The 19,184-nt window shown below is 59.2% G+C and carries 16 protein-coding genes; 4 read left to right on the top strand and 12 right to left on the bottom strand.

Annotation, left to right across the window (positions count from 1 at the left end; genetic code table 11):
• Positions 1-180 precede the first annotated feature (180 nt).
• The 8 genes from ACOYW6_RS12725 to ACOYW6_RS12760 all read right to left on the bottom strand — a co-directional run bounded on the left by ACOYW6_RS12725 (position 181) and on the right by ACOYW6_RS12760 (position 10,847).
• Positions 181-2,064 carry a hypothetical protein gene (locus ACOYW6_RS12725; RefSeq protein ID WP_423141674.1) on the bottom strand — a complete coding sequence of 628 codons (1,884 nt, stop codon included), beginning with the start codon at positions 2,062-2,064 and terminating at the stop codon, positions 181-183.
• Positions 2,065-2,497: 433 nt separating this feature from the next.
• Entirely contained in the window at positions 2,498-2,797 is a 300-nt protein-coding gene (locus ACOYW6_RS12730) for an antibiotic biosynthesis monooxygenase family protein (protein ID WP_423141675.1), read from the bottom strand.
• Positions 2,794-3,597 (bottom strand): hydroxypyruvate isomerase family protein, encoded by an 804-nt coding sequence (locus tag ACOYW6_RS12735; RefSeq protein WP_423141676.1) that lies wholly within the window; start codon positions 3,595-3,597, stop codon positions 2,794-2,796. Before ACOYW6_RS12735 ends, ACOYW6_RS12730 begins: the two co-directional genes overlap by 4 nt.
• Positions 3,597-4,667, bottom strand: a complete 1,071-nt coding sequence (locus tag ACOYW6_RS12740; protein ID WP_423141677.1) for an Ldh family oxidoreductase — start codon at positions 4,665-4,667, stop codon at positions 3,597-3,599. The genes ACOYW6_RS12735 and ACOYW6_RS12740 overlap by 1 nt, the downstream gene beginning before the upstream one ends.
• Positions 4,664-5,086: a cupin domain-containing protein gene (locus ACOYW6_RS12745; protein WP_423141678.1), complete on the bottom strand. Its 423-nt coding sequence runs from the start codon at positions 5,084-5,086 to the stop codon at positions 4,664-4,666. The genes ACOYW6_RS12740 and ACOYW6_RS12745 overlap by 4 nt, the downstream gene beginning before the upstream one ends.
• 18 nt (positions 5,087-5,104) lie before the next feature.
• A complete protein-coding gene (locus ACOYW6_RS12750) occupies positions 5,105-6,478 on the bottom strand; it encodes an NAD-dependent succinate-semialdehyde dehydrogenase (protein ID WP_423141679.1) in 1,374 nt (457 codons plus the stop codon).
• A gap of 75 nt (positions 6,479-6,553) precedes the next feature.
• Complete coding sequence (locus ACOYW6_RS12755) at positions 6,554-7,828, bottom strand: CitMHS family transporter (protein ID WP_423141680.1); 1,275 nt, start codon at positions 7,826-7,828, stop codon at positions 6,554-6,556.
• A gap of 37 nt (positions 7,829-7,865) precedes the next feature.
• Positions 7,866-10,847 carry a TonB-dependent receptor domain-containing protein gene (locus ACOYW6_RS12760; protein WP_423141681.1) on the bottom strand — a complete coding sequence of 994 codons (2,982 nt, stop codon included), beginning with the start codon at positions 10,845-10,847 and terminating at the stop codon, positions 7,866-7,868.
• Positions 10,848-10,990: 143 nt separating this feature from the next.
• On the opposite strand from ACOYW6_RS12760, the gene ACOYW6_RS12765 reads away from it, so the two are divergent.
• Both ACOYW6_RS12765 and ACOYW6_RS12770 read left to right on the top strand, forming a co-directional pair.
• Complete coding sequence (locus tag ACOYW6_RS12765) at positions 10,991-12,238, top strand: citrate synthase (RefSeq protein ID WP_423141682.1); 1,248 nt, start codon at positions 10,991-10,993, stop codon at positions 12,236-12,238.
• 60 nt (positions 12,239-12,298) lie between these two features.
• Positions 12,299-13,021 (top strand): IS6 family transposase, encoded by a 723-nt coding sequence (locus ACOYW6_RS12770; protein ID WP_423141683.1) that lies wholly within the window; start codon positions 12,299-12,301, stop codon positions 13,019-13,021.
• 413 nt (positions 13,022-13,434) lie between these two features.
• Here the strand turns inward: ACOYW6_RS12770 and ACOYW6_RS12775 are convergent, their stop codons facing one another.
• Together ACOYW6_RS12775 and ACOYW6_RS12780 are read right to left on the bottom strand one after the other, a co-directional pair.
• Positions 13,435-13,722: a hypothetical protein gene (locus ACOYW6_RS12775; protein ID WP_423141684.1), complete on the bottom strand. Its 288-nt coding sequence runs from the start codon at positions 13,720-13,722 to the stop codon at positions 13,435-13,437.
• Between the two features lie 171 nt (positions 13,723-13,893).
• On the bottom strand, positions 13,894-14,361 hold the full coding sequence (locus ACOYW6_RS12780) for a hypothetical protein (RefSeq protein ID WP_423141685.1): 468 nt from the start codon (positions 14,359-14,361) through the stop codon (positions 13,894-13,896).
• A 796-nt stretch (positions 14,362-15,157) separates the two neighbouring features.
• Between ACOYW6_RS12780 and ACOYW6_RS12785 the strand changes: the two genes are divergently transcribed.
• Entirely contained in the window at positions 15,158-15,544 is a 387-nt protein-coding gene (locus ACOYW6_RS12785) for a hypothetical protein (RefSeq protein WP_423141686.1), read from the top strand.
• 1,409 nt (positions 15,545-16,953) lie between these two features.
• On the opposite strand, the gene ACOYW6_RS12790 is transcribed toward ACOYW6_RS12785, so the two are convergent.
• Both ACOYW6_RS12790 and ACOYW6_RS12795 read right to left on the bottom strand, forming a co-directional pair.
• The gene (locus ACOYW6_RS12790) at positions 16,954-17,547 is read right to left on the bottom strand and encodes a hypothetical protein (protein ID WP_423141687.1); all 594 of its coding nucleotides are present in this window, start codon (positions 17,545-17,547) and stop codon (positions 16,954-16,956) included.
• Positions 17,538-18,089 carry a hypothetical protein gene (locus ACOYW6_RS12795; RefSeq protein ID WP_423141688.1) on the bottom strand — a complete coding sequence of 184 codons (552 nt, stop codon included), beginning with the start codon at positions 18,087-18,089 and terminating at the stop codon, positions 17,538-17,540. The genes ACOYW6_RS12790 and ACOYW6_RS12795 overlap by 10 nt, the downstream gene beginning before the upstream one ends.
• A gap of 157 nt (positions 18,090-18,246) precedes the next feature.
• On the opposite strand from ACOYW6_RS12795, the gene ACOYW6_RS12800 reads away from it, so the two are divergent.
• Positions 18,247-18,969, top strand: coding sequence for an IS6 family transposase (locus tag ACOYW6_RS12800; RefSeq protein WP_423141689.1), 723 nt, complete (start codon positions 18,247-18,249; stop codon positions 18,967-18,969).
• Positions 18,970-19,184 lie beyond the last annotated feature (215 nt).

The following is a 19,184-nucleotide window of genomic DNA, read 5'->3' on the forward strand; positions in this document are numbered from 1 at the left end:
TCGCAGCGACTTATGGCTTCCGGGCTTGCAAATGCCCGCTTCCTCGGTTTGATCCCCAAAACCGGACAGTCTGCAAACGGCCCATAATCAGTCATTTTGTTTCGAAAGCCGCCCGCACATTTGAATGACTTCCATTAGGTCACGATCGTGCCGCTTACCCGTGTGTGGATTTAGTATGCTTTAATGGTCCTTTGGTGGCCAATTGATGCCAAGAGGCAATAGAGACTCCTTTATAATGGCCTCTTGGAGCTCCTCCTCCGTCTGGACATTCTGATACTTCTTAACAAACGCAGCCACTTGATCGCTCGTACGCCCCATCTGTATCGCGGTCATAAGGACTGCGCGGCGAGTTGGACTGATGCCGGATAGTATCTTGAGGGTTGCTAAAATTGGAGCGTAAATAATCCGGACACCCTCAAGCGCTGCCCGATTTGCCTCGGCCTTTTGCAGCGCAACAAGGCTCGCCAGTGCGACCTGGCCTTGCTTCAAACGCTGAAAAGTTGCTGCGCTTGCCGTTGCTTCGTTGACGAGTTCCATCGCGGTTTGGATGCGCTCCATACGGCCGACAGATGCGGTAAAATCCTTGAAAGCGACCGCGCCCACACCGCCTGCGATCGCTAAGACCAGCCCTCGCGACATCAAACTCGCCGTTTCTCGGTTCACACGGGAAATGATGCGCAGATTATCATCGGTAAGTGGCTGCGGCGCGACTGCTTCAAGTTCTGACAACAGACTTGCACTGTAAGTCCGCTGACTCTGCTCGGCGCAAAGCGAAGAGCAGATTGCATTCAAGCTGGCAGTCAGGGCCGCCGCTTCTCCCACTGCGCCGCGATCTGCCATCGCGTCAGTGAGCGCATTGGCTCTTTTTGTGGCGACTACGTAGGCTTGGCGAGTTGCAGCTTCGTCCGGAGATAAATTCGGAGCCGGTCCGTCGCCGACCGGCCAACTTGCTCCGATTTGTATACCGATATTGCAGTTAATGCCTTCTTGAGTGCCCGTCGCGCGGCACATCGCCCGCTCTAGGCTTGCACCGGCTTTATCGATATTGCCGACGATATCCCGGTTTAGTACGCGCTGAAACTCGCGGAAGACGTTTGTGAAGACATCGAATTTGCGTCTTTCTTTCTCCTCACATCTTGAGCCGCCGTTGCGCAGCCTGCCTGGCTTCCCGTTGGGCAGGCGGCATTCGATATAAGTAAGGGCTGGCGGGGTGGTGGTGTTGTCGACCTTGAAACGCCAGGTCCAACCTTCAGAGTTCGTGCTAAGGCACTCAGCGCGAGCCACAGACAAGTGCGGGTCCAGCGCCGCCTTCCGCTGGTCGACTGGGAAGGATTGTCCCATCAAGTCCCTAACGAGGGCGGGGCTTTCCATCGCCGCTTCCCCAGTGCATCGCTGACTTCCGCCGTGTGGGAAAAATGCTTCGATGGTGGACCCGAAGCCTGCCAACACCACGCCGTCAGGCAGTTGTCTGTACCAGGGCAAGTCAACCCAGCTTCCGCTGACGCCCTTCATGTCGGCCCGCCCATAATAAACGCGCGACGGAGACGATGCATCGAAGCTCGGATATTGCATTAGCAGAACGAGAGCGGCAGGCTCGTTTTCAAGTTTTGTGAAAACGGCGACACGTTGTGAGTCTGTAGACATCGTCACCTGTTTGCCAGTGTACGCGCCGTCGATAGTTTGCGTGTGAGCCTGGACGGGAGCCATATAGTCGGGTGGCATTGTGGAAACGAGCTGCCCTTCACCGCGGGGAACACCGTCTTTGAATTCGCCGATGTAGTAATTACGCCCGCCCGGCGAATTGGTCTTGCCGATCTGAGCTCCTGGGGTGTCGGCGAACTTTACCAAACCTTCGCCTTGGGCAAGCCCGTTGATCCAGGTGCCTTCAAATGAAAGAATCGGTGCCGGACCGAAGTCCTCCATCGTTGTATCGGGCGGGAAATCCACCTTCGCGGGTCCGTTTACATCCGATCCATCAGCTTTGATCTGCTGTATCGGCTCCGCGTTTAAGGTCCCAGAACCCGTCGAGGCCGCGCACATTAAAGCAAGAGCAAGTTTCCGCATTATACCCCCGTTTTCCGCGATAATAACGCTTTTTAGATACCGCTCAACGTGTTCCGGGCAGATTACTATTGAGACTCGTGTCTAAATTTTTATGAAATTAGCGAAGCGGTCAGCGCTCACGTTAGTTGTTGCGGTGGTCAGCGCATCGTGTGGGGGTGGTACATTGCCTGCGCCTCTTTCGAGCCACGGGCGCAGGCTTGCCGATGGCTCAGACCAGCCCCAGCGCCTTAGGCAGGCTCGCCTTCACCGCGGCCCGGTGGCAGGCTTCGTAGCGGCTGATGATCGCCAGCATGTCGGAAGCCCCCGCCGTTCGCCTTGTCGGGTTGCGCGGTCTGCTCGTCGAGCGCGACTAACCAGTCGCTGACCCAAAAGCGAGCGATGCGGGCCCTAGGTTACTGTCTTACGATGAAACGGTCGCGGCTACTGTAAAAAACTAATTCAAATCTGGAACGTGGCTTACATGGTAAACTAATGGAGGGAGAACGAAATAAGGCGACACAAGATCGCGCCACTTCTGGAACGCCGGCGACGAACGGAACGTGATCATGTGATCCTCGATACTGTTCCAGCCGACAACCAGCCGATACTCGGAGGGTCGCTCAATCACTCTTTCGAGGGAAAAGCTAAGACAGCCCTGAGCAACTAGGAAAAGGGGCTTTGCTGCTGCTGCGCCCCGCTCAAAGCGCTCCTCGCATCCGGGCTGGATTGAAATGTGAGCGATTTCAAATATCATGGCGCGCGCTTCAGCAACCGAATACGTTCGAACGTACTTGACCAGGTGAGTCCGCTCTTCGTTTCCGCAACGGGGTGATATTCAAGCCCGATCACGCCTTCGTAATCCGCCGTCGCAAGCGCCTCAAAAAACAGCCTGAAGTCGATCGCACCTGTACCGGGCTCATGCCGTCCCGGGGCATCGGCAATCTGCACATGGGCCAGAAGCGGACCGTGCTTGCTCACAAAGTCCGACGGATCGAGCTCAACACCGACCGCGTGATAAATATCGAAGGACAGGCGCAGGTTGGGCTGCGCGGCTTGTTCTATAATCCCGACCGCCATGGTGGGGTGATTGAGATAATATCCCGGCACGCCGCTCGCCCCGATCGGTTCGACGATCACATCGATGGCCTCGCTAGCCGCCATCCCGCACACCAGTTCAAGGTTTGCCAGGTAAGTGGCCGCAATCTTCTCTACGGGCAGATCGTTCGCGGGCACGCCGGACATTGGGTGGATCTGCCTGCATCCGATACGTCTCGCGTAAGCGATGGCTATTTCGGCGGACCGGGCGAAATCGTGCTCACGCCCTGGAATCGCCGCCAAACCCTTTTGCCCGGCGCCGCCCATAGGCAATGCGATTTGCGCCATCCGCAGATTGTGTCGCTCGCACAGGTCGGCGACCTCGGCTGCGGCGAGCTCGTAAGGCGAAGGATGTTCAACATGTCGGAAACCGCAACGCGCGGCCGCCCCGAAACGGTCTGTGAGCGCGACGTCGGTGAACAAGTAACCAAGATGTGCCGAGAGGTGAAAACGGCGCATCAGATCGGCAAGTCGCCAACGCAGTCCATTTCGACCGCCAGCTTGTGCAGATCGCCGATCGTGTCGTCAGGCAAGGTCAGGCCTTCTCCGCGCAAGCGGCGATCACAGCGCGCCTCGATCTCGCCGGGATAAAGGATCTCTTCAAAACCTTCCGCAAGCGGGGCCGCCTTCAACTCCGCAATCAGGGCGCCCATGCGCTCTGCAAAGGCGTTTTCCGGCTGGAATGCAGCGATGTTCAGCGCCAGCATCAGATGCCCGGCGCCGCCTGGCTTGTCCGCTTGATAGGGCCCGTTGACCGCCGAGCCGAAATTGCTGCCGGTCAGAACGCCTGACAGCATGTCCATCATGACCGCTATGCCGTAGCCTTTGTGGCCCGCCATCGGCAGCGTCACGCCGCCCAGCGCGGCGACCGGATCGGTCGTCGGCGCGCCGTTGCTGTCGAGCGCCCAGCCGAGCGGGATCGGCTGGCCCTTTTGCCGCGCGAGATAAATTTTGCCCCGAGCAACGCTGGTGTTGGCGATGTCGAGCACCATGGGATCGGCCGCACCGGCTGGCGCAGCCCATGACCAGGGATTGGTGCCGACCGCCTTGGCGCGTCCGCCCCACGGCGGCATCGCCGGACTGGCGTTCGTCGAAAGGAATCCGATGCACCCTTCGCGGGCTGCCATCAGTGTGAAGTACATAGCGGTGCCGAAGTGATTGGAATTGCGCACCGCGACCGCGCCCAAGCCGTGCGTTTTTGCCCGCTTGATGGCAGCGCTGGCGGCCGCGGCGGCCGACACCTGGCCCATCGCATGGTGGCCATCGATAACCGCCACCGCGCCGATGTCCGAGATGATCTGTGGGCTCGCCGCCGCCGCTACTGCCCCCGACCGAAGCCTGGCCACATACCACGGCAGGCGCATAACGCCGTGCGTCTGATGGCCCCACAGATCGGCTTGAACAAGCGAATCCGCTGCGATCGCAGCGTCCTCGTGACGCAGGCCTGCGCGCTCGTAGACAAGGGCGGCAAACCGCGACAAGGCCGCCGCGTCGATCGTATGCAAGGTGGCGGTTTCCGTCGTAGTCATCGTTCGCCGTGTTCTTCATCGATGCGGCGCGTCTCGCCCGTCGCCACGATCGTGCGATCGGCATCGATCGAGCCATAGACCCAGAAAATCCGCATCTTCCTGGTCGTGGATACGTTGCGGAAGAAATGCGGTACGCCAGCGGGAATGAACGTCGTGTCGCTGGGCAGGACCACACGTTCGACACCGTCGATGGTCGCCACGGCGTCACCCTCGAGCAGCATCACGCTCTCCTCGCAGTTGTGGTAATGCAACGGGACGGCGCAACCGGGATCGAATTCGGTAATCCCGTTAATGAAGCTTGTCGCGCCGATCGCTCGCCGCACTAGCGGGAAGGTGCGAACGCCGCCGCCGCGATCCTTGGGCGGGATGTCCGACGGTCGCAGCAACGCGGCACCGGTCTTTGATAATACGGTCATCATTTTTGCTCCTGGTTCCGGTCAGATTACCGCCGGGCCAACCCAGACGGTTTTGATGTTGGTGAATTCGCGCAGGCCCACAACACCCAACTCGCGCCCGTAGCCGGACTTCTTGATGCCCCCGAACGGCAGCCGCGAATCCGAGGCGACCATTCCGTTGATGAACACGGCCCCGGCATCGAGCTGGCGGGCGATATCCCGTGCGCGGGCTACATCGCGCGTCCAGATGGTCGCGCCGAGACCGAATTCGGTGTCGTTGGCAACGCGCACCGCCTCTGCGGCATCGGCGACACGGATCACGGCCGCGACAGGCCCGAACGTTTCCTCGCGCGCGGCGACCATGTCGGGAGTGACGCGATCGAGGATCGTTGGTGCGTAATAGAAGCCCGGCCCGTCGATGGGGTGGCCGCCGGCGACGAGGACGGCGCCTTGGGCAAGCGTCATTTCAACCTGGCGATGAAGCCCTTCGCGCAGATTGCCGCGTGCCATCGGGCCGATTTGGGTTGTGCGATCAACCGGATTGCCAACAGACAGCGCGGCCACGCCATCGCGGAACGCGTTTACGAAGCGGTCCGCAACGGTATCGACCACGATGAACCGTTTTGCGTTCACGCAGCTTTGGCCAACGTTGATGAACCGCGATCTGACCGCCATCGCGGCAGCTTGTTCGACATCGGCATCATCCAGCACGATGAACGGATCGGATCCGCCCAGCTCGAGCACCTGCTTCTTGAGCGCGGCACCGGCCTGCGAGGCCACGATGGCGCCGACCTGGGTCGAGCCGGTCAGCGTCACTGCCGCTATCCGATCGTCTGCGATCATCGCTGCTACTGCTTCGGGCTGAATCAGGAGGGTGCTGACCAGGCCGTCCGGGCAACCCGCGGCCGTCATGATCTCTTGGATCAGTAATGCGCATTGCGGCACGTTGTTGGCGTGCTTCAGGATCGCACCGTTGCCGGCCGTCAGCGCGGGCGCGGCAAACCGAAAGAACTGCCACAGCGGATAATTCCACGGCATGATCGCCAGCACGACGCCAAGCGGCTCGTAACAGATCGAACTGTCACTGGCGTTCGAGGCGACTTGCTCGTCGGCGAGGAATTTTGGCCCGTTTTCAGCGTAAAAATCGCAGTTGGAGGCGCACTTCAGTACTTCCGCCTCCGCTTCCACGATTGGCTTGCCGACTTCGGCGGTGATCAGCGCCGCGTAACGTGGCACATTTTCGCGCAGGACTTTTGCAATCGAGCGGAGCAGATCGACCCGGCGCTCGATCGGGGTGGCTCGCCATTGCGCCTGCGCCCCGACGGCCGCGGTCAACGTGGTGTCGACATGTGCTTGGTCGTGGTCTTCCCAGCGCCCGAGTTCCGAACCTGTCGCTGGATTAACTGAGATTTGCATTGCGCTTCCTAGTTGGGGCCAAGAGAGGGGCCGCCACCGCTGCGGCCGGGGTGTGCGTCGGGTCGCCGCCGCCCATCAGATTGCGCCCGTTGCCCAGGCGGCGATAAGAAACACCGTCGCACTGCCCAACGCCCACCTAAGCGTGAAGCGCTGGAATGCGGCGAAATCGACTTCTGCCAGGCCCACCAGGAGATAGGTCGATGCCACCAGCGGGCTCAGCAGGTGAACCGACTGCCCGATCAGCGAAGCGCGACCCACCGCCATCGGATCGATGCCGTAAAGTGCCGCGCTCTTGGCGAGGACCGGCAGGATGCCAAAATAAAACGCATCGTTGGAAATGAAGAAGGTGAAGGGAACGCTGAGCACCGCCGTGACCAGCGTGAGGCTGGACCCTAGCCCCTCGGGAATCGACCGGGTGACCGATGCCGCCATGGCGTCGATCATGTGCGTGCCGGACATAATGCCGGTGAAGACGCCGGCGGCAAAGATCAGTCCCCCGACCGACAGCGCGTTGTTACCGTGCGAAGCAAGCGCCGTGCGCTGCGTCTCGACATTCGGAAAGTTGAGTAGCAGCGCCAGCGCAGTCCCCAGAATGAAGATGGCCAGTGTCGGCAGCAAGGCAGTGACCAGCGCGATGATGACCGCGATCATCAGCGCCAAGTTGGCAAAAAGCCGGATGGGCGCGATGGGCGTCCTGGGCGCAAGCTCGATCGCCTGCGTGTCGCTGCTGGTGTCGTCGATCAGCCGCACATCGCTGGCCGATAGCGGCCGCACGCGGTCGGCACGGCCCAAATACCAAGCAACGAATATCACCCACAGCGCCACCGCCGCGGTCGGGATGAGCAAGGGTAGAAACACGTCGCGCGGATCGGCGTTGAGCACCGAGGCGACCCGCACCGTCGGCCCGGCCCAGGGCACCACGTTCATGGCGCCGTTGGCCAGGACCACGATGCACGCCAGCTTACGTTTGTCCAGGTTCAGAGCCCGGTACAGCGGCAGCATCGCCGACAGGGTGATCATGTAAGTGGTGGCTCCATCTCCGTCGAGTGAGACGAGCAAGGCCAGCACCGCCGTTCCCACCATGACCCGAACCGGATCGCCGCGGGCAGCAGCCAGAACCCACCGGACGAGCGGAACGAACAGCCCGATGTCGATCATGATCCCGAAGAACAGGATGGCGAATATCAGCGTTACGCCGGTCGGCGCCAAATTAGTTACCCCGTCGACGACCATCTCGCCCAGCCCGCCAGCGAAGCCGAGCAGGAGGGCGAAGACGGTCGGCACCAGGATCAGTGCCGTCATCGCGGTAAGCCGCCGTGTCATGATCAGGGTCATGAACACGGCGACCATTGCAAAGGCGTAAACCGCTAGCATGGTGCGGCAGAGCCTAGAACTTGACCCGTGCGCCGATGGTGAACCGGCGGCCGATCACATCGTAGGTAGCCAAATCGGTCGACCCGGCGCTGGGATAGACCGGCGGGTGCTTGTCGCCCGCGTTGACGATGGTTCCAAACATCTCGAAGCCGTCGCCGACGCGGACCCGGCCGTTGAGATCCAGATAAGTCACCGCCGGGACGCCCGGCGCGGTTCCCCCGGTGCCGACGTTCGCGGCTGCGGACATCTTGTCGATATAGCGCACCACTGCGCCCACGGTGACGGGACCATTCACGTACGAGACGCTGGCGTTGGCTTTCCAGCGCGGCCGCGAAATGGCCACCGGATCGACCTGCCCGTTGCCGATCGTGCCGGCATATTGGCGGAAGGCGTCATTCAGCTGGGTCTGGATCTTAAAGTCGGCCAAGTAGGTCGCCAGCATGTTGAACCGCAGTTCGCCCGCCCGTTCACCCAGCCCGAGCGCATCTAGGTGAGTGCGCCAGTCGAGCGACACGTCCACGCCGGCGGTGCGGTAGCCGCCCAGGTTCAACAGCTGCGCCCGCACGTTGTTCAACACGCCGGTTGTCGGGTCACGCGTTACCAGCGCGCAATACTGGTTAGAGTTGCTGTAAGTGGGGTTGCTGACGCCATCGACGTTGAAGCAATTCGCCAGCACCAGGTTCGCCGGGATAGACCCGATCGCGTCTTTGACCGAGATGCGGTAATAATCGACCGAGAGCGAAAGATTGTCGAACAGCGGCGTGCCCAACTTGGGCCGCAGCACCGCGCCCACGGAAATGGTGTCGGCCGTTTCCTGGCGCAGGTTCAAGTTGCCGCCGCTGGTCGTGGTCGCCGATTGCTGGCTGTAGGTGAAATTGTCGATCAGCAGGTTGGGAACGCCTTGAGTCAGGCACAGGCCCCGCACGCTGGATGCGCCCGCACCGACCCGGTAAGCGCCGCGGATGTCGCACGGATCGCCGTTGCCCAGCGTACCGGCATTGCCGATGATGCTGGTACCCGTCGTCACCGGAGTGAACAGTTCGCCGATGTTCGGCGCGCGAATGGCGCGGTTGTACCCGCCGCGCAGACGGAGCGCGTCGATAACCTCCCAGTTGGCTTCGGCCTTGTAGGTGCTGATCGCCCCGATCGTGTTGTAATCCGAATAGCGGTAGCCAAGGTCCAGCTCGAATAGCTTGATCAACGGCACGTCGTGGATCAGCGGCAGCAGCGCCTCGGCATATCCTTCGGTCACTTTAGTCGAGCCGGCAAAGGGAAGCCCCGATTGAAGCGTGATGTCGCCTGCCGTTATGCGAGCATCGGGGGTGGTCCGGAAGCCGTCTTCGCGATGCTCGACGCCAAGTGCCAGCTTGGCATCGCCGGCCGGCAGGCTGAACAGCGTGCCCTGCACGTTGGCGGTGCCGATCTTCTGCGTGATCGAGACCGCGTTGTGCAGATCGGCAATCAGATACTGGCGGCAAGAATCCGACAGCGGCTGCGCGCCGAACGGATTATATCCTCCAGAGCACAGCGAGGCGCCGCCATCGCTGGCATTCAGCAACCGCTGGAGCGCGGCGCGGCTGAACTGATTGAACAGCTGCGACTTGATATCGTTCTTGCCGTAAGATCCGGTGACATCCCAGCGCCAGTCACCGAACGGCAACTTGCCAGCCAGGCCCGACGTGACCTGATAAGTGTCGTATTTGGTCTCGGTACGGCGCGGCCCGATATCGTCGAAGCGCTTAAAGAACGTGAACGTCGCGTTAGGCGAAGGGCGCGCGGCGAGCAGCGTCTTGAGATCGCCCGGAATGAACGGGTTGGTGACCGGGATCGCAAAACCGTTAGCAGCGCTGGGATTGGTTGGGTTGAGCTGCACCGACGCCGTGCTGTGCGTGTAGAGACCCTGTACGAAGAAATCGAGATTGTCGGTCAGCTTGTAGCTGACGCGGCCGAACGTCGAATACCGCTCAAGCGGTAGCTGGAGAAAGCGATAGCGGCGGCTGTCGGCAAGAATTTGCGTGCCGTTGCTGACGTAGAAAGCGGGGTCGAGGCTCCCGCGGTAGTTCGATACGACCCGACCGGTGCTGAACAGCGTATTGTCGGAGTTGAAACCGTAGCTATTGCCAACCACAACCGTTCCGGGGGCCACGCCATACTTGCTGAAGACCGAGTTGATGGCAGCCTGCGACGGCTGGTTGGTCGCCGCGAACGTCGCCGTTCCCTGCGGCAGGCTGGCTTCCTGGTTGGCACCGAACGAAAAGCTGCGGTCGGCGATGAACACGGGGTTTCGCTTGGCCATTTCGCCCGCGATCATGACTTCGCCGCGGCCATCGGCGAATGACGTGCCGGCAATCGCGCCCAACCTGTAATCAGCCGCATCGCCCCGAGAGGATATGCCGTATTGGCCTGTCAGGCCGATGCCGCGGTATTTGGTCTTGAGCTTGATGTTGACCACACCGGCGACCGCATCGGAACCATAGACCGCGGAAGCGCCGCCGGTGATGACCTCGACGTCAGAAATGAGCGATGTAGGGATCAGGTTGAGATCAGTGGATCCATCCGCATTGGCCGGAGGAAGCCGCCGACCATCAAGCAGTACGAGCGTACGCTGGCGGCCTAGCCCGCGTAGCTGGACATTCGCCTGGCCGGCATTGCCATTGCTGTTCGTCGTTGATCCGGTCGATGCCACAAATTGGGGCTGCTGGACTAGCGCGGTATCGAGCGTGGCCGATCCGGTGTTTTCCAGGCGTTCGGGCCCGAGCGTCGCGACAGGGCTCGTTGCCGTGTAGTCACGCCGCACTATGCGCGAACCGGTGACCACGATGTCGGACTGAGGCGCGACCTCCGGCTCAGCCGCGTTCTGCGCAGCCGGATCCGCCGAAGACGCGGTGCCTTGGTTCGCAGCCGGCTGGTCAACCGACTGAGCCAACGCCGGTTGCGAAACGCCGACCATCAGTGCCGCTGCCACGAGGGCGCGCACGTTGCGATGTTGATTCATAGGATCTCCCACCTAGACGGATCGACCCGAGGCCGTCCAACATTGATTCATTGACTCGGGTTTGCCTGAGCGTCTCGATTGTGCCCTTGACAAAAAGCTTCGGTCAATCTTGATTGAAAAAATCAATGATCGTGGAGTTTCGAATGAGCGATCGACTATATGTTTCCGCGGCGGAAGCCGCACAAATGCTTGGAATCAAACCGCAATCGCTTTACGCTTACGTGAGCCGTGGTAAGATCCGCTCGTTAAGCATACCTGGGCAGCGCAACCGAACCTATTGGCGGTCGGATATCGAGCATCTGGCGGCTGCACGCTCCCATTCGTCAACCTATGGAGATCATAGAATCTCAGCGGTTGGGCGCCGCGACGCGGATGGCGACCTCGGTCATCTTGTCGCCGACGGTACCGCTATAACCTTCATCGGAGCGGATGGTCCATATTATCGCGGCGTGAGCGCGATCGAACTTGCTGAAACTGCCACTCTCGAAGATGTCGCAGCCCAACTGTGGCAGGGCGATAAGGAAGAAATCTTCGGCAGATCCTCGCCCCGCCGTCCAGCAGAATATGAAACTGTGCGAAAGGCACTCGGCTCGCTTGGTGCACTCGACCAAGTACTTTGTCTGTTAACATTGATCGAGAGCGTCAATCCGAGGGCGCATGATTTTTCTCAGGATGGGTTCAGGCGGTCGGCAGGCGACGCCTTGAAGTGGCTTGCGGCGATCCTCGTGGGCGCGGATCGCCCGGCTGATTCGCCTTTTCACGAGTACGTCACGGCGCGGCTCGGACATCCGCAACTCGGCGACGTCGTCAGAAGGATTATGATCCTGAGTGCAGCCCACGAATTCGACCCTTCCAGCTACGCCGTAAGATCGGCTGCAAACGCAGGCGTCACCCCTTACGGCGCGTTGATTGCCGGGATGGTCGCTTTCCGCGGTCATCGTTTACCCATGTCACGGGCGGAACCGATGGCACTCCTGCTTGATGACCTCCTAACATCGGCCGACCCACACCTCGCAGTCGGTCGTAGGTTCAGAAATGGTGACACCTTCAGCGGCTTCGGGTCCCCCATGTATGGAGCAATCGATCCACGGGCGACGGCGCTGCTACCCGTCCTTGAACGACAGTTCGCAGGCGATGCCGAATTTCTCGCGTTCCAGGCAGCTGCATCTGAGATTGAAGATCTCACGGGACGTCGCCCTGGACTCAATATTTTAGCCGCACTTGTGGGTAGGAAGCTGGGCTTGCGTGGTGCCCAGCAAATCTCATTTTTCGTGTTGGGCAGGTCGGTTGGCTGGATTGCGAACGCAATGGAGCAATACTTCTCTGCAGGGTTAGTACGGCCACGCGCACGCTATCTTGGGCCGCTGCCCTCACCCGTAAGTGAAGTCTAACGGGGCTCTGCCAAACCACCGGGGCTGTCAGCCCAACGGGGCAGCTGCTAGCGGCGGCCGATGCCGCGCAAGTCCAGAGCCAAGCCGCCGAGCCCGTTTTTGCGGTTCAACTCCTCGCCTGAGGTCATCCGCCTCGTGGTGATGATGTACGTCCGCTTCCCGCTGTCGCTGCGCAACGTCGAGGATCTGCTCGTCGAGCGAGGGATCGACATCTGCCATGAGACGGTGCGGCACTGGTGGAACCGTTTCGGGCCGTTGTTCGCCGGCGATATTCGCCGGCAGCGTGTGAGCCGGATGCGCGGCTTCCGGCAGTGGCGCTGGCACCTCGACGAGATGTACGTGAAGCTCAACGGCGAGATGGTCTACCTGTGGCGAGCGGTCGACCAGGAAGGCGAGATTCTCGAGAGCTACATCACGAAGACCCGCGACAAGGAAGCGGCACTCCGCTTCATGAAGAAGGCGCTCAAGCGCCACGGATCGCCGGAAAAGATTACCACCGACGGTCTGCGTTCATACCGCGCAGCGATGAACGACCTCGGCAACGCCGATAAACAGGAGGTCGGACGCTGGGGCAACAACCGGGTCGAGAATAGCCACCTGTCGTTCCGACGACGAGAGCGCGCCATGCTTAGGTTCCGGCGGATGAAGACGCTGCAGAAGTTCGCTTCAGTCCATGCCAACGTCCACAACCACTTCAACCAGGAACGTCACCTCGTCGATAGACAGACTTACAAGCAACGCCGCTCAGCCGCACTGGCTGAGTGGCAAATGGTTATGGGCTAAGCTCACGCTGCCCTAGCGATAGCTCGGTCCATTGGAGACAAGTTCGCGTTAGACTGACAGCACCATCGCGCGCCATCGCGGGGAGAACTGATGCTCTTTGCGCTGCCCGACGCAGTGATCGTAATGACTGCGCGGGTCATCTCCTACCGCGTTGCCGATGGACATCAGCGTGCCAATCGCCAGATGATGATCTTTGGTCTCGTAGTCGCACTTGTCGGCTGCATTGGCGTCTTAGGTCTGACATGGGCACAAGTGCGCACCGCCCACGGAGGTAGCTTAACCGGTTAATGACCGGAATGGGGTCGTTTACAGCCGGTCCGCTCTCAGAGCCGCGAAGCGACGGTGCGAACGCCCGACAATGGGGTGGAGAGCGGACTCGCACGTTGGTCGCCGGTTCTGGGAAAATCGGTGGCTCAGTCGGGATGCGGAACGGAGGTCTTAGCCTCAAGTACACCACGGCAAAGCGAATAGATTAGGTAGGCAAATTCAACAGGAATGGGCAACCAGGTCCAGTTATCCGCAAGCCAGATTGGTACCGACCAGCTGGGCCAGAAAAGCTGGCCGATCCATGCTGCAAGACCGATGAGGACCCAATAGATTGTAAGGTGGAACCCTGCGACAACGTAACGTGTGGCGACTGAGGGCAACCACTCATCCAGGGCCGCATCTAGGCGATACAAAGCACCGAATGGCCCGGCCATATCCCTGCTCCTTCTCGACCTCTATAAGGTGCAACAGTGAGCGTCCGCAACGGGGTCGTTAGCGGCTGATCCGGTTTTGGTTGTGAGATAGGCGTAGCCGCCAGTCGGCATTCGGACGCGCCGTTTCCGCATCCAGCGTCAGCAATTAGGGTGGGAAGCGGACATCGCCACTCACCAGAAGCCAAGCTGAATCTTCTCTATCAGTTTCCAATCAGAACCCTGCCGCTGAAATGCAAAGGCCCCGATTACCCCTCCGGGGTCACTATAGGTCAGGAACGCAAAACCATCGGAGATGACGGGCGCGTTTACCGTCGTCGCGCAGTTGTCAGGTGAGCCTACGCCAAAGAATCGTGGGGCTTCGTGGCGAGCGGTCTGCCACGGCCCAGCGACTTTCTCGGCTGCCGACTGCGCCTTCGGGGTCATGAACAACTTTGGAGTTAGTAGGGCCGGTGGGCCCATTTCATTGACGGCGGTAAATATCTGCGTTTGGCCTACCCGCAGACAGTGGCGGAACGGCGCGACTTGGGCGGCGACTTCATCGACCAGCGTGTCGCCAGTGCGGGGGACGCATCCTCCCACTATGGAAGCTGAAAACAGGAGCAGGAGCGCCGGTCGCATGGGCGAACGATAGTCAAACACGGACTGTCCGCAATGGGATCGTTTGCGGCTGGTCCGGTTTTGGTTGTGAAATAGGCGTAGCTGCTAGTCGGCTTTGGGACAGGCCGTTTCCGCATCCAGCGTCAGCAATTGGGGTGGAAAGCAGACGTTAGTGGAACCCTTGATACGGGGAAGCAAACGCACCTAGGCAGTGCAAGGTCGCTCCTGATCTTTACGGGTTCCGTGACCGCTGGATCAACCTTCAGCACAACGATCTCTCGCAATGAGCTTGTGACAAACGCTTTCCTCGCAACCGCTGCGCTCAGCCTTTTGGGGTGCGCCTACTTCCTGCCCCGGACTGCTAGAGTGCTGTTTCTCCGCTGAGCGGCGTGAAAGCGAAAAGGACTGAGACAGAAATCATCCCGAAGACAAAGAGGGTCGTTATAACAAAAGTATTACTAATGTGCAGGAGCGAAAATTTCAGGAGAGTATGTGTGGGAAATAAAATAGAGGATGAGGAGGATCGATCATCGGATCTTCCCGGATATCAAATTTGGCGAAAAGGTAAAATAGCTTTAGTCTTAATATTTATTATAGCCTTGACTTTAGATTACTTTCTGAAATTAAGATAAGGGGTGCTGCCAATAAATCGGGGAAACGCGTGCATGTTGCCAAAACTACCGCGCGCCTAATGTCAGCAATGGGGTCGTGAGCGGCTCATCCGCTTTTGGTCGTGATAGGGCCCTAGCTGCCTGTCGGCTTGCGGACCGGCCAGCCCATGCGCCAGTGTCCGAGATTGGGGTGGAAAGCCGCCATCCCCATCCTTAAGAGTGGATCGATGACTGATCCGTCCGACATTCTTTTCGAACTCCTTGGCCGCTACGCCAAGAATGAGTGCAACATATCGGAAGCGGACATCTCCCGATGGACTGAAGGTTCAGTTGACGCAGAAGAAGGTGTCTTTGACGGCATCGCTGCTCTTCTGGCACGCGGCTACCATGAGCGGCGATACTCCTTCGAGTTCTGTGATGAGGTGGTCAACGAGCTTTACGAGCCGATGATAAGCAGGCAATTTCTGGCATCATCGCCCCCTTGGCCAGAACTTTATTGGAGCGTGTTCGAAGCTTTTGATGCGGGCGAGTTCCATCGCCAGCCAGACAAAAGTGATGATCCGATAGCCGAGTTCACTGTTCCAGCTATTGCCGACATTGTTCGCGGTCTTTGAATGACTGGAATGGGGTCGTTTACAGCCGGTCCGCTCTCAGAGCCGCGAAGCGACGGTGCGAACGCCCGACAATGGGGTGGAAAGCGGACAACTCTCGAGATAGCTTTAGGTCATGCAGAGTTTCATTTCACCTCCACGGTGGAGAGTCGTCGCAGCATTTTTTACGACACCGGCGATAGCAGCTTTGTTTCTTGCCGGGTTGGAACCTGCCTATGACGGGCTACCGATTCTTTGGGAGCGAATCTGGCGCACTGCAGTGTTGTTCGCTTTCTTTGGCGCTTATCCATCCGCGTTGTTTTTAGGCGTCCCAGCGTTCTTGATCTTACGCCACCGCGTGAGGCCAACCCCAATTAACTGCGGATTTACCGGGGCACTTGTGGCGTCTGTTCCTTGGCTACTGCTGGGGCTAATCTCTAACCCAGATGAAGCATCCGTCGGCGGTCATGTCACGGTCCATGACGGGTGGAAAACGTGGTGGGGCTGGGCCCAGCTTCTCGCCTGGGTGGGAGAGATCGCAATGATTGGCATTATTGCCGGGCTTTTTTTCTGGGCAATCGCTGCAGCCGGAACACGTGGTCCCAGGACCGAGGCCACCTAACAGTCGAATGTCCGCAATGGGGTCGTTAGCGGCTCGTCCGGTTCAAGCTTTGACAGGGGCGTAGCTGCCAGTCGGCTTTCAGCGCAGCCAGCACGATCCCGAGTGTCCTAGATTAGGGTGGTTAGCTGACATTCGCTTTGCTAATTTCACACCGGGAGTCTGGCTATGCGGAGCGGTTTAATTTACCTGAAGTCGCTCCCGTTTGGGCTCGGCGTAATGGCCTTGGCGTCGTGCGAGCCAGCGAGCCAGCCCGATCCAGACCGCGTCGGAGCGACTGGCGTTTGTTACAGCCATCTTTCAACAGCGATTCACGGGGAAATCGTCTCGGCTCATCAGATATTGTTGGCGCGCTCGTCTGGTGACTTGGTCAAAGATATTAGCCGGATAAATGCAGCGTCGGCAGATCGTTTTACGTTTGCGAACCCGCATACCATCCCAAATGTCTGGCTAGGAGCGTGGATAGATGACGAACGTTTGGACGCAACGACGGGGCCAGATTGTTCGTCGCTCCCGATGCCCAAAAACTGATTGAGGTGTCCGCTCTGGGGTCGTTAGCGGAGGGTCCGCTTTGACGCCTAAGCGGGCCAGAAGCCGCCAGTCCGCTTACGGACCAAATCAGTCATTTCGTTTCGAATGTCGCCCGCACCCTTGCGCGGCATCAAGCGCCGCTAGCAGCTGCCCCGTTGGTGTCTGACAGAGCCGTTATGGCAGCAGCGGTGCCATAGCTTCTATCTTGCCATATATCCTACACCTGTCGCTTGCTGGCAAAGTTAGGCATAATTCAAGGACCAATACTGGCTGTATGACAATTTCAAAATTGCGTGGATGCGGGCAACCCGCATAGCTTGGCAGCGGGGAGAAAGCGAAGAAGTCGGAGTTTGCTAGATCGCCAGATATAATAACTGATACCGGCTTGCCTCCTCTCTTCGTTAGGCGAGCCCACCACAATCAAAAGGCGGCTGTCCCTTCTATAATTTAGGGCATCAATATCCATCTTACCCGTATCGACCAGCAATGCCTCCACACTCGTAAGTTCGGGCGGAAAATAGACGTTGCCGTTTTCCGCGTCTGCGATCGCAAGACAGGTGGTAGCAGCGCCACATCCTATCCGAATGATCGTGTAATGGTCGGCAAAATCTGGACCCAACTTTGCACCTTCTCTAATCACGGTGCGGTACAGATGCGCCCTACCTTTCTTCACATTCGGTGGATGGGGTTTGCCCGTTTTCTGAGCGATATGCACAGCGTGAGCACGAAACACTTCGTCAGAAAATAGCTTGGCGAAGGTAGCTGGACAGGGCGGTATCGACGTCTGGCCCATAGTTTCGGCGCTTATCGCCAACATAGCAATGATCGCCAAGGCTAGCTTTGCAGATGAGCGCATCCAATCCGTTTTCAAGGCCATGGCACCGAACTCAGCTCTGAGAGTGAACCATAAGTTGCGCCCCAGTTCGCCATCGTGGCGGCGCTCCCATCACTATACCTTCCATAAGTGCTCGTCGGATCGTAGCCACTCGGCTTCCCAGCCCATTGAACCACGTCCATAGCACCTCGAACATTGTGATCCAAATTCATGTTGGCGCGTCCACCGCTCAACTGCATCGGATTGATTGCCCCAGCCTTAAAAGCAGGAGCTCCGGGAGCACTATAAGTTCCCAAATGTGTTTCTGCTACGCCTATAGCCGTTACCATTTGGGTCGTGGTTTCGCCAAACCCTCTCCCAATTGCCGCCTTTTGCATTGCATTAATAGAATTTTCCATAGTCGATAGCTGGGGTCTAGAAAATGCGGCGCCTGATACATTTGAAACCGACGAAGACACACCCCATGATGCGTTCCCCTTTGAATCAGTAGTTTTTGAGAAGTGCATCGTTACCGCTATCGTTGAATCGACCACGGTCTTGCCGTGATCTTGATGAACGATATTCACCCGCTGCTGCATATCCACGTTACACGTTGCCTTGCCTGCGCAATCAGCTGCCACATCGGCCATGCCGGTGGGGTCCACATTGTTCACCGGATCGTCGCCGACGTAAGCGTAGAGGTTGACCTGATCCTTGTATCCGGCTCTGTCAGACCAATGGGGCAGCTGCTAGCGGCGCCGGATGCCGCGCAAGTCGAGAGCCAAGCCACCAAGCCCGTTTCTGAGGTTCAACTCCTCGCCCGAGGTCATTCGCCTCGTGGTTATGATGTACGTCCGCTTCCCGCTGTCGCTGCGCAACGTCGAGGATCTGCTGTTCGAGCGCGGCATCGACATCTGCCACGAGACGGTCCGGCTCTGGTGGAACCGGTTCGGGCCGATGTTCGCAGGCGATATCCGCCGGCATCGCGTGAGCATGATGCGCGGCTTCAGACACTGGCGCTGGCACCTCGACGAGATGTACGTGAAGCTCAATGGCGAGATGGTTTACCTGTGGCGAGCGGTCGACCAGGAAGGCGAGATCCTCGAGAGCTACATCACCAAGACGCGCGACAAGGAAGCCGCACTCGCCTTCATGAAGAAGGCGCTGAAGCGCCACGGATCGCCAGAAAAGATCACGACCGACGGCTTGCGTTCCTACCGCGCTGCGATGAATGAGCTCGGCAACGCCGATAAGCAGGAGGTGGGGCGCTGGGCGAACAACCGGGTCGAGAACAGCCACCTGTCGTTCCGACGACGAGAGCGGGCAATGCTGCGCTTCAGACGAATGAAGACCTTGCAGAAGTTCGCTTCTGTTCACGCCAACGTCCACAACCACTTCAACCAGGAACGCCACCTCGTCGATCGCCAGACCTACAAAGCTCGCCGCTCAGCCGCACTGGCTGAGTGGCAACTGGTCATGGGCTGACGATTGCACGATCTAGCGATAGCTCCGCCAATCGGAGACAAGTTCGCGTTAGACTGACAGCACCAAGGCGGACATTGCGCCTTTGCGCATCGGGCGCACCAGTGGCGTATGCAGACCAGCTCCTTGCAGAAGCACCTGTTCTACGGGACCCTTCTCATTTTGCTTTTTCTAGGCACGCTCAGCGCCGTGTTCCGCACTGATCTTGCGGGGAAGGT

Origin of the sequence: Parablastomonas sp. CN1-191 (assembly GCF_049354825.1) — a bacterium.
In the GTDB taxonomy this organism is placed as follows: domain Bacteria; phylum Pseudomonadota; class Alphaproteobacteria; order Sphingomonadales; family Sphingomonadaceae; genus Novosphingobium.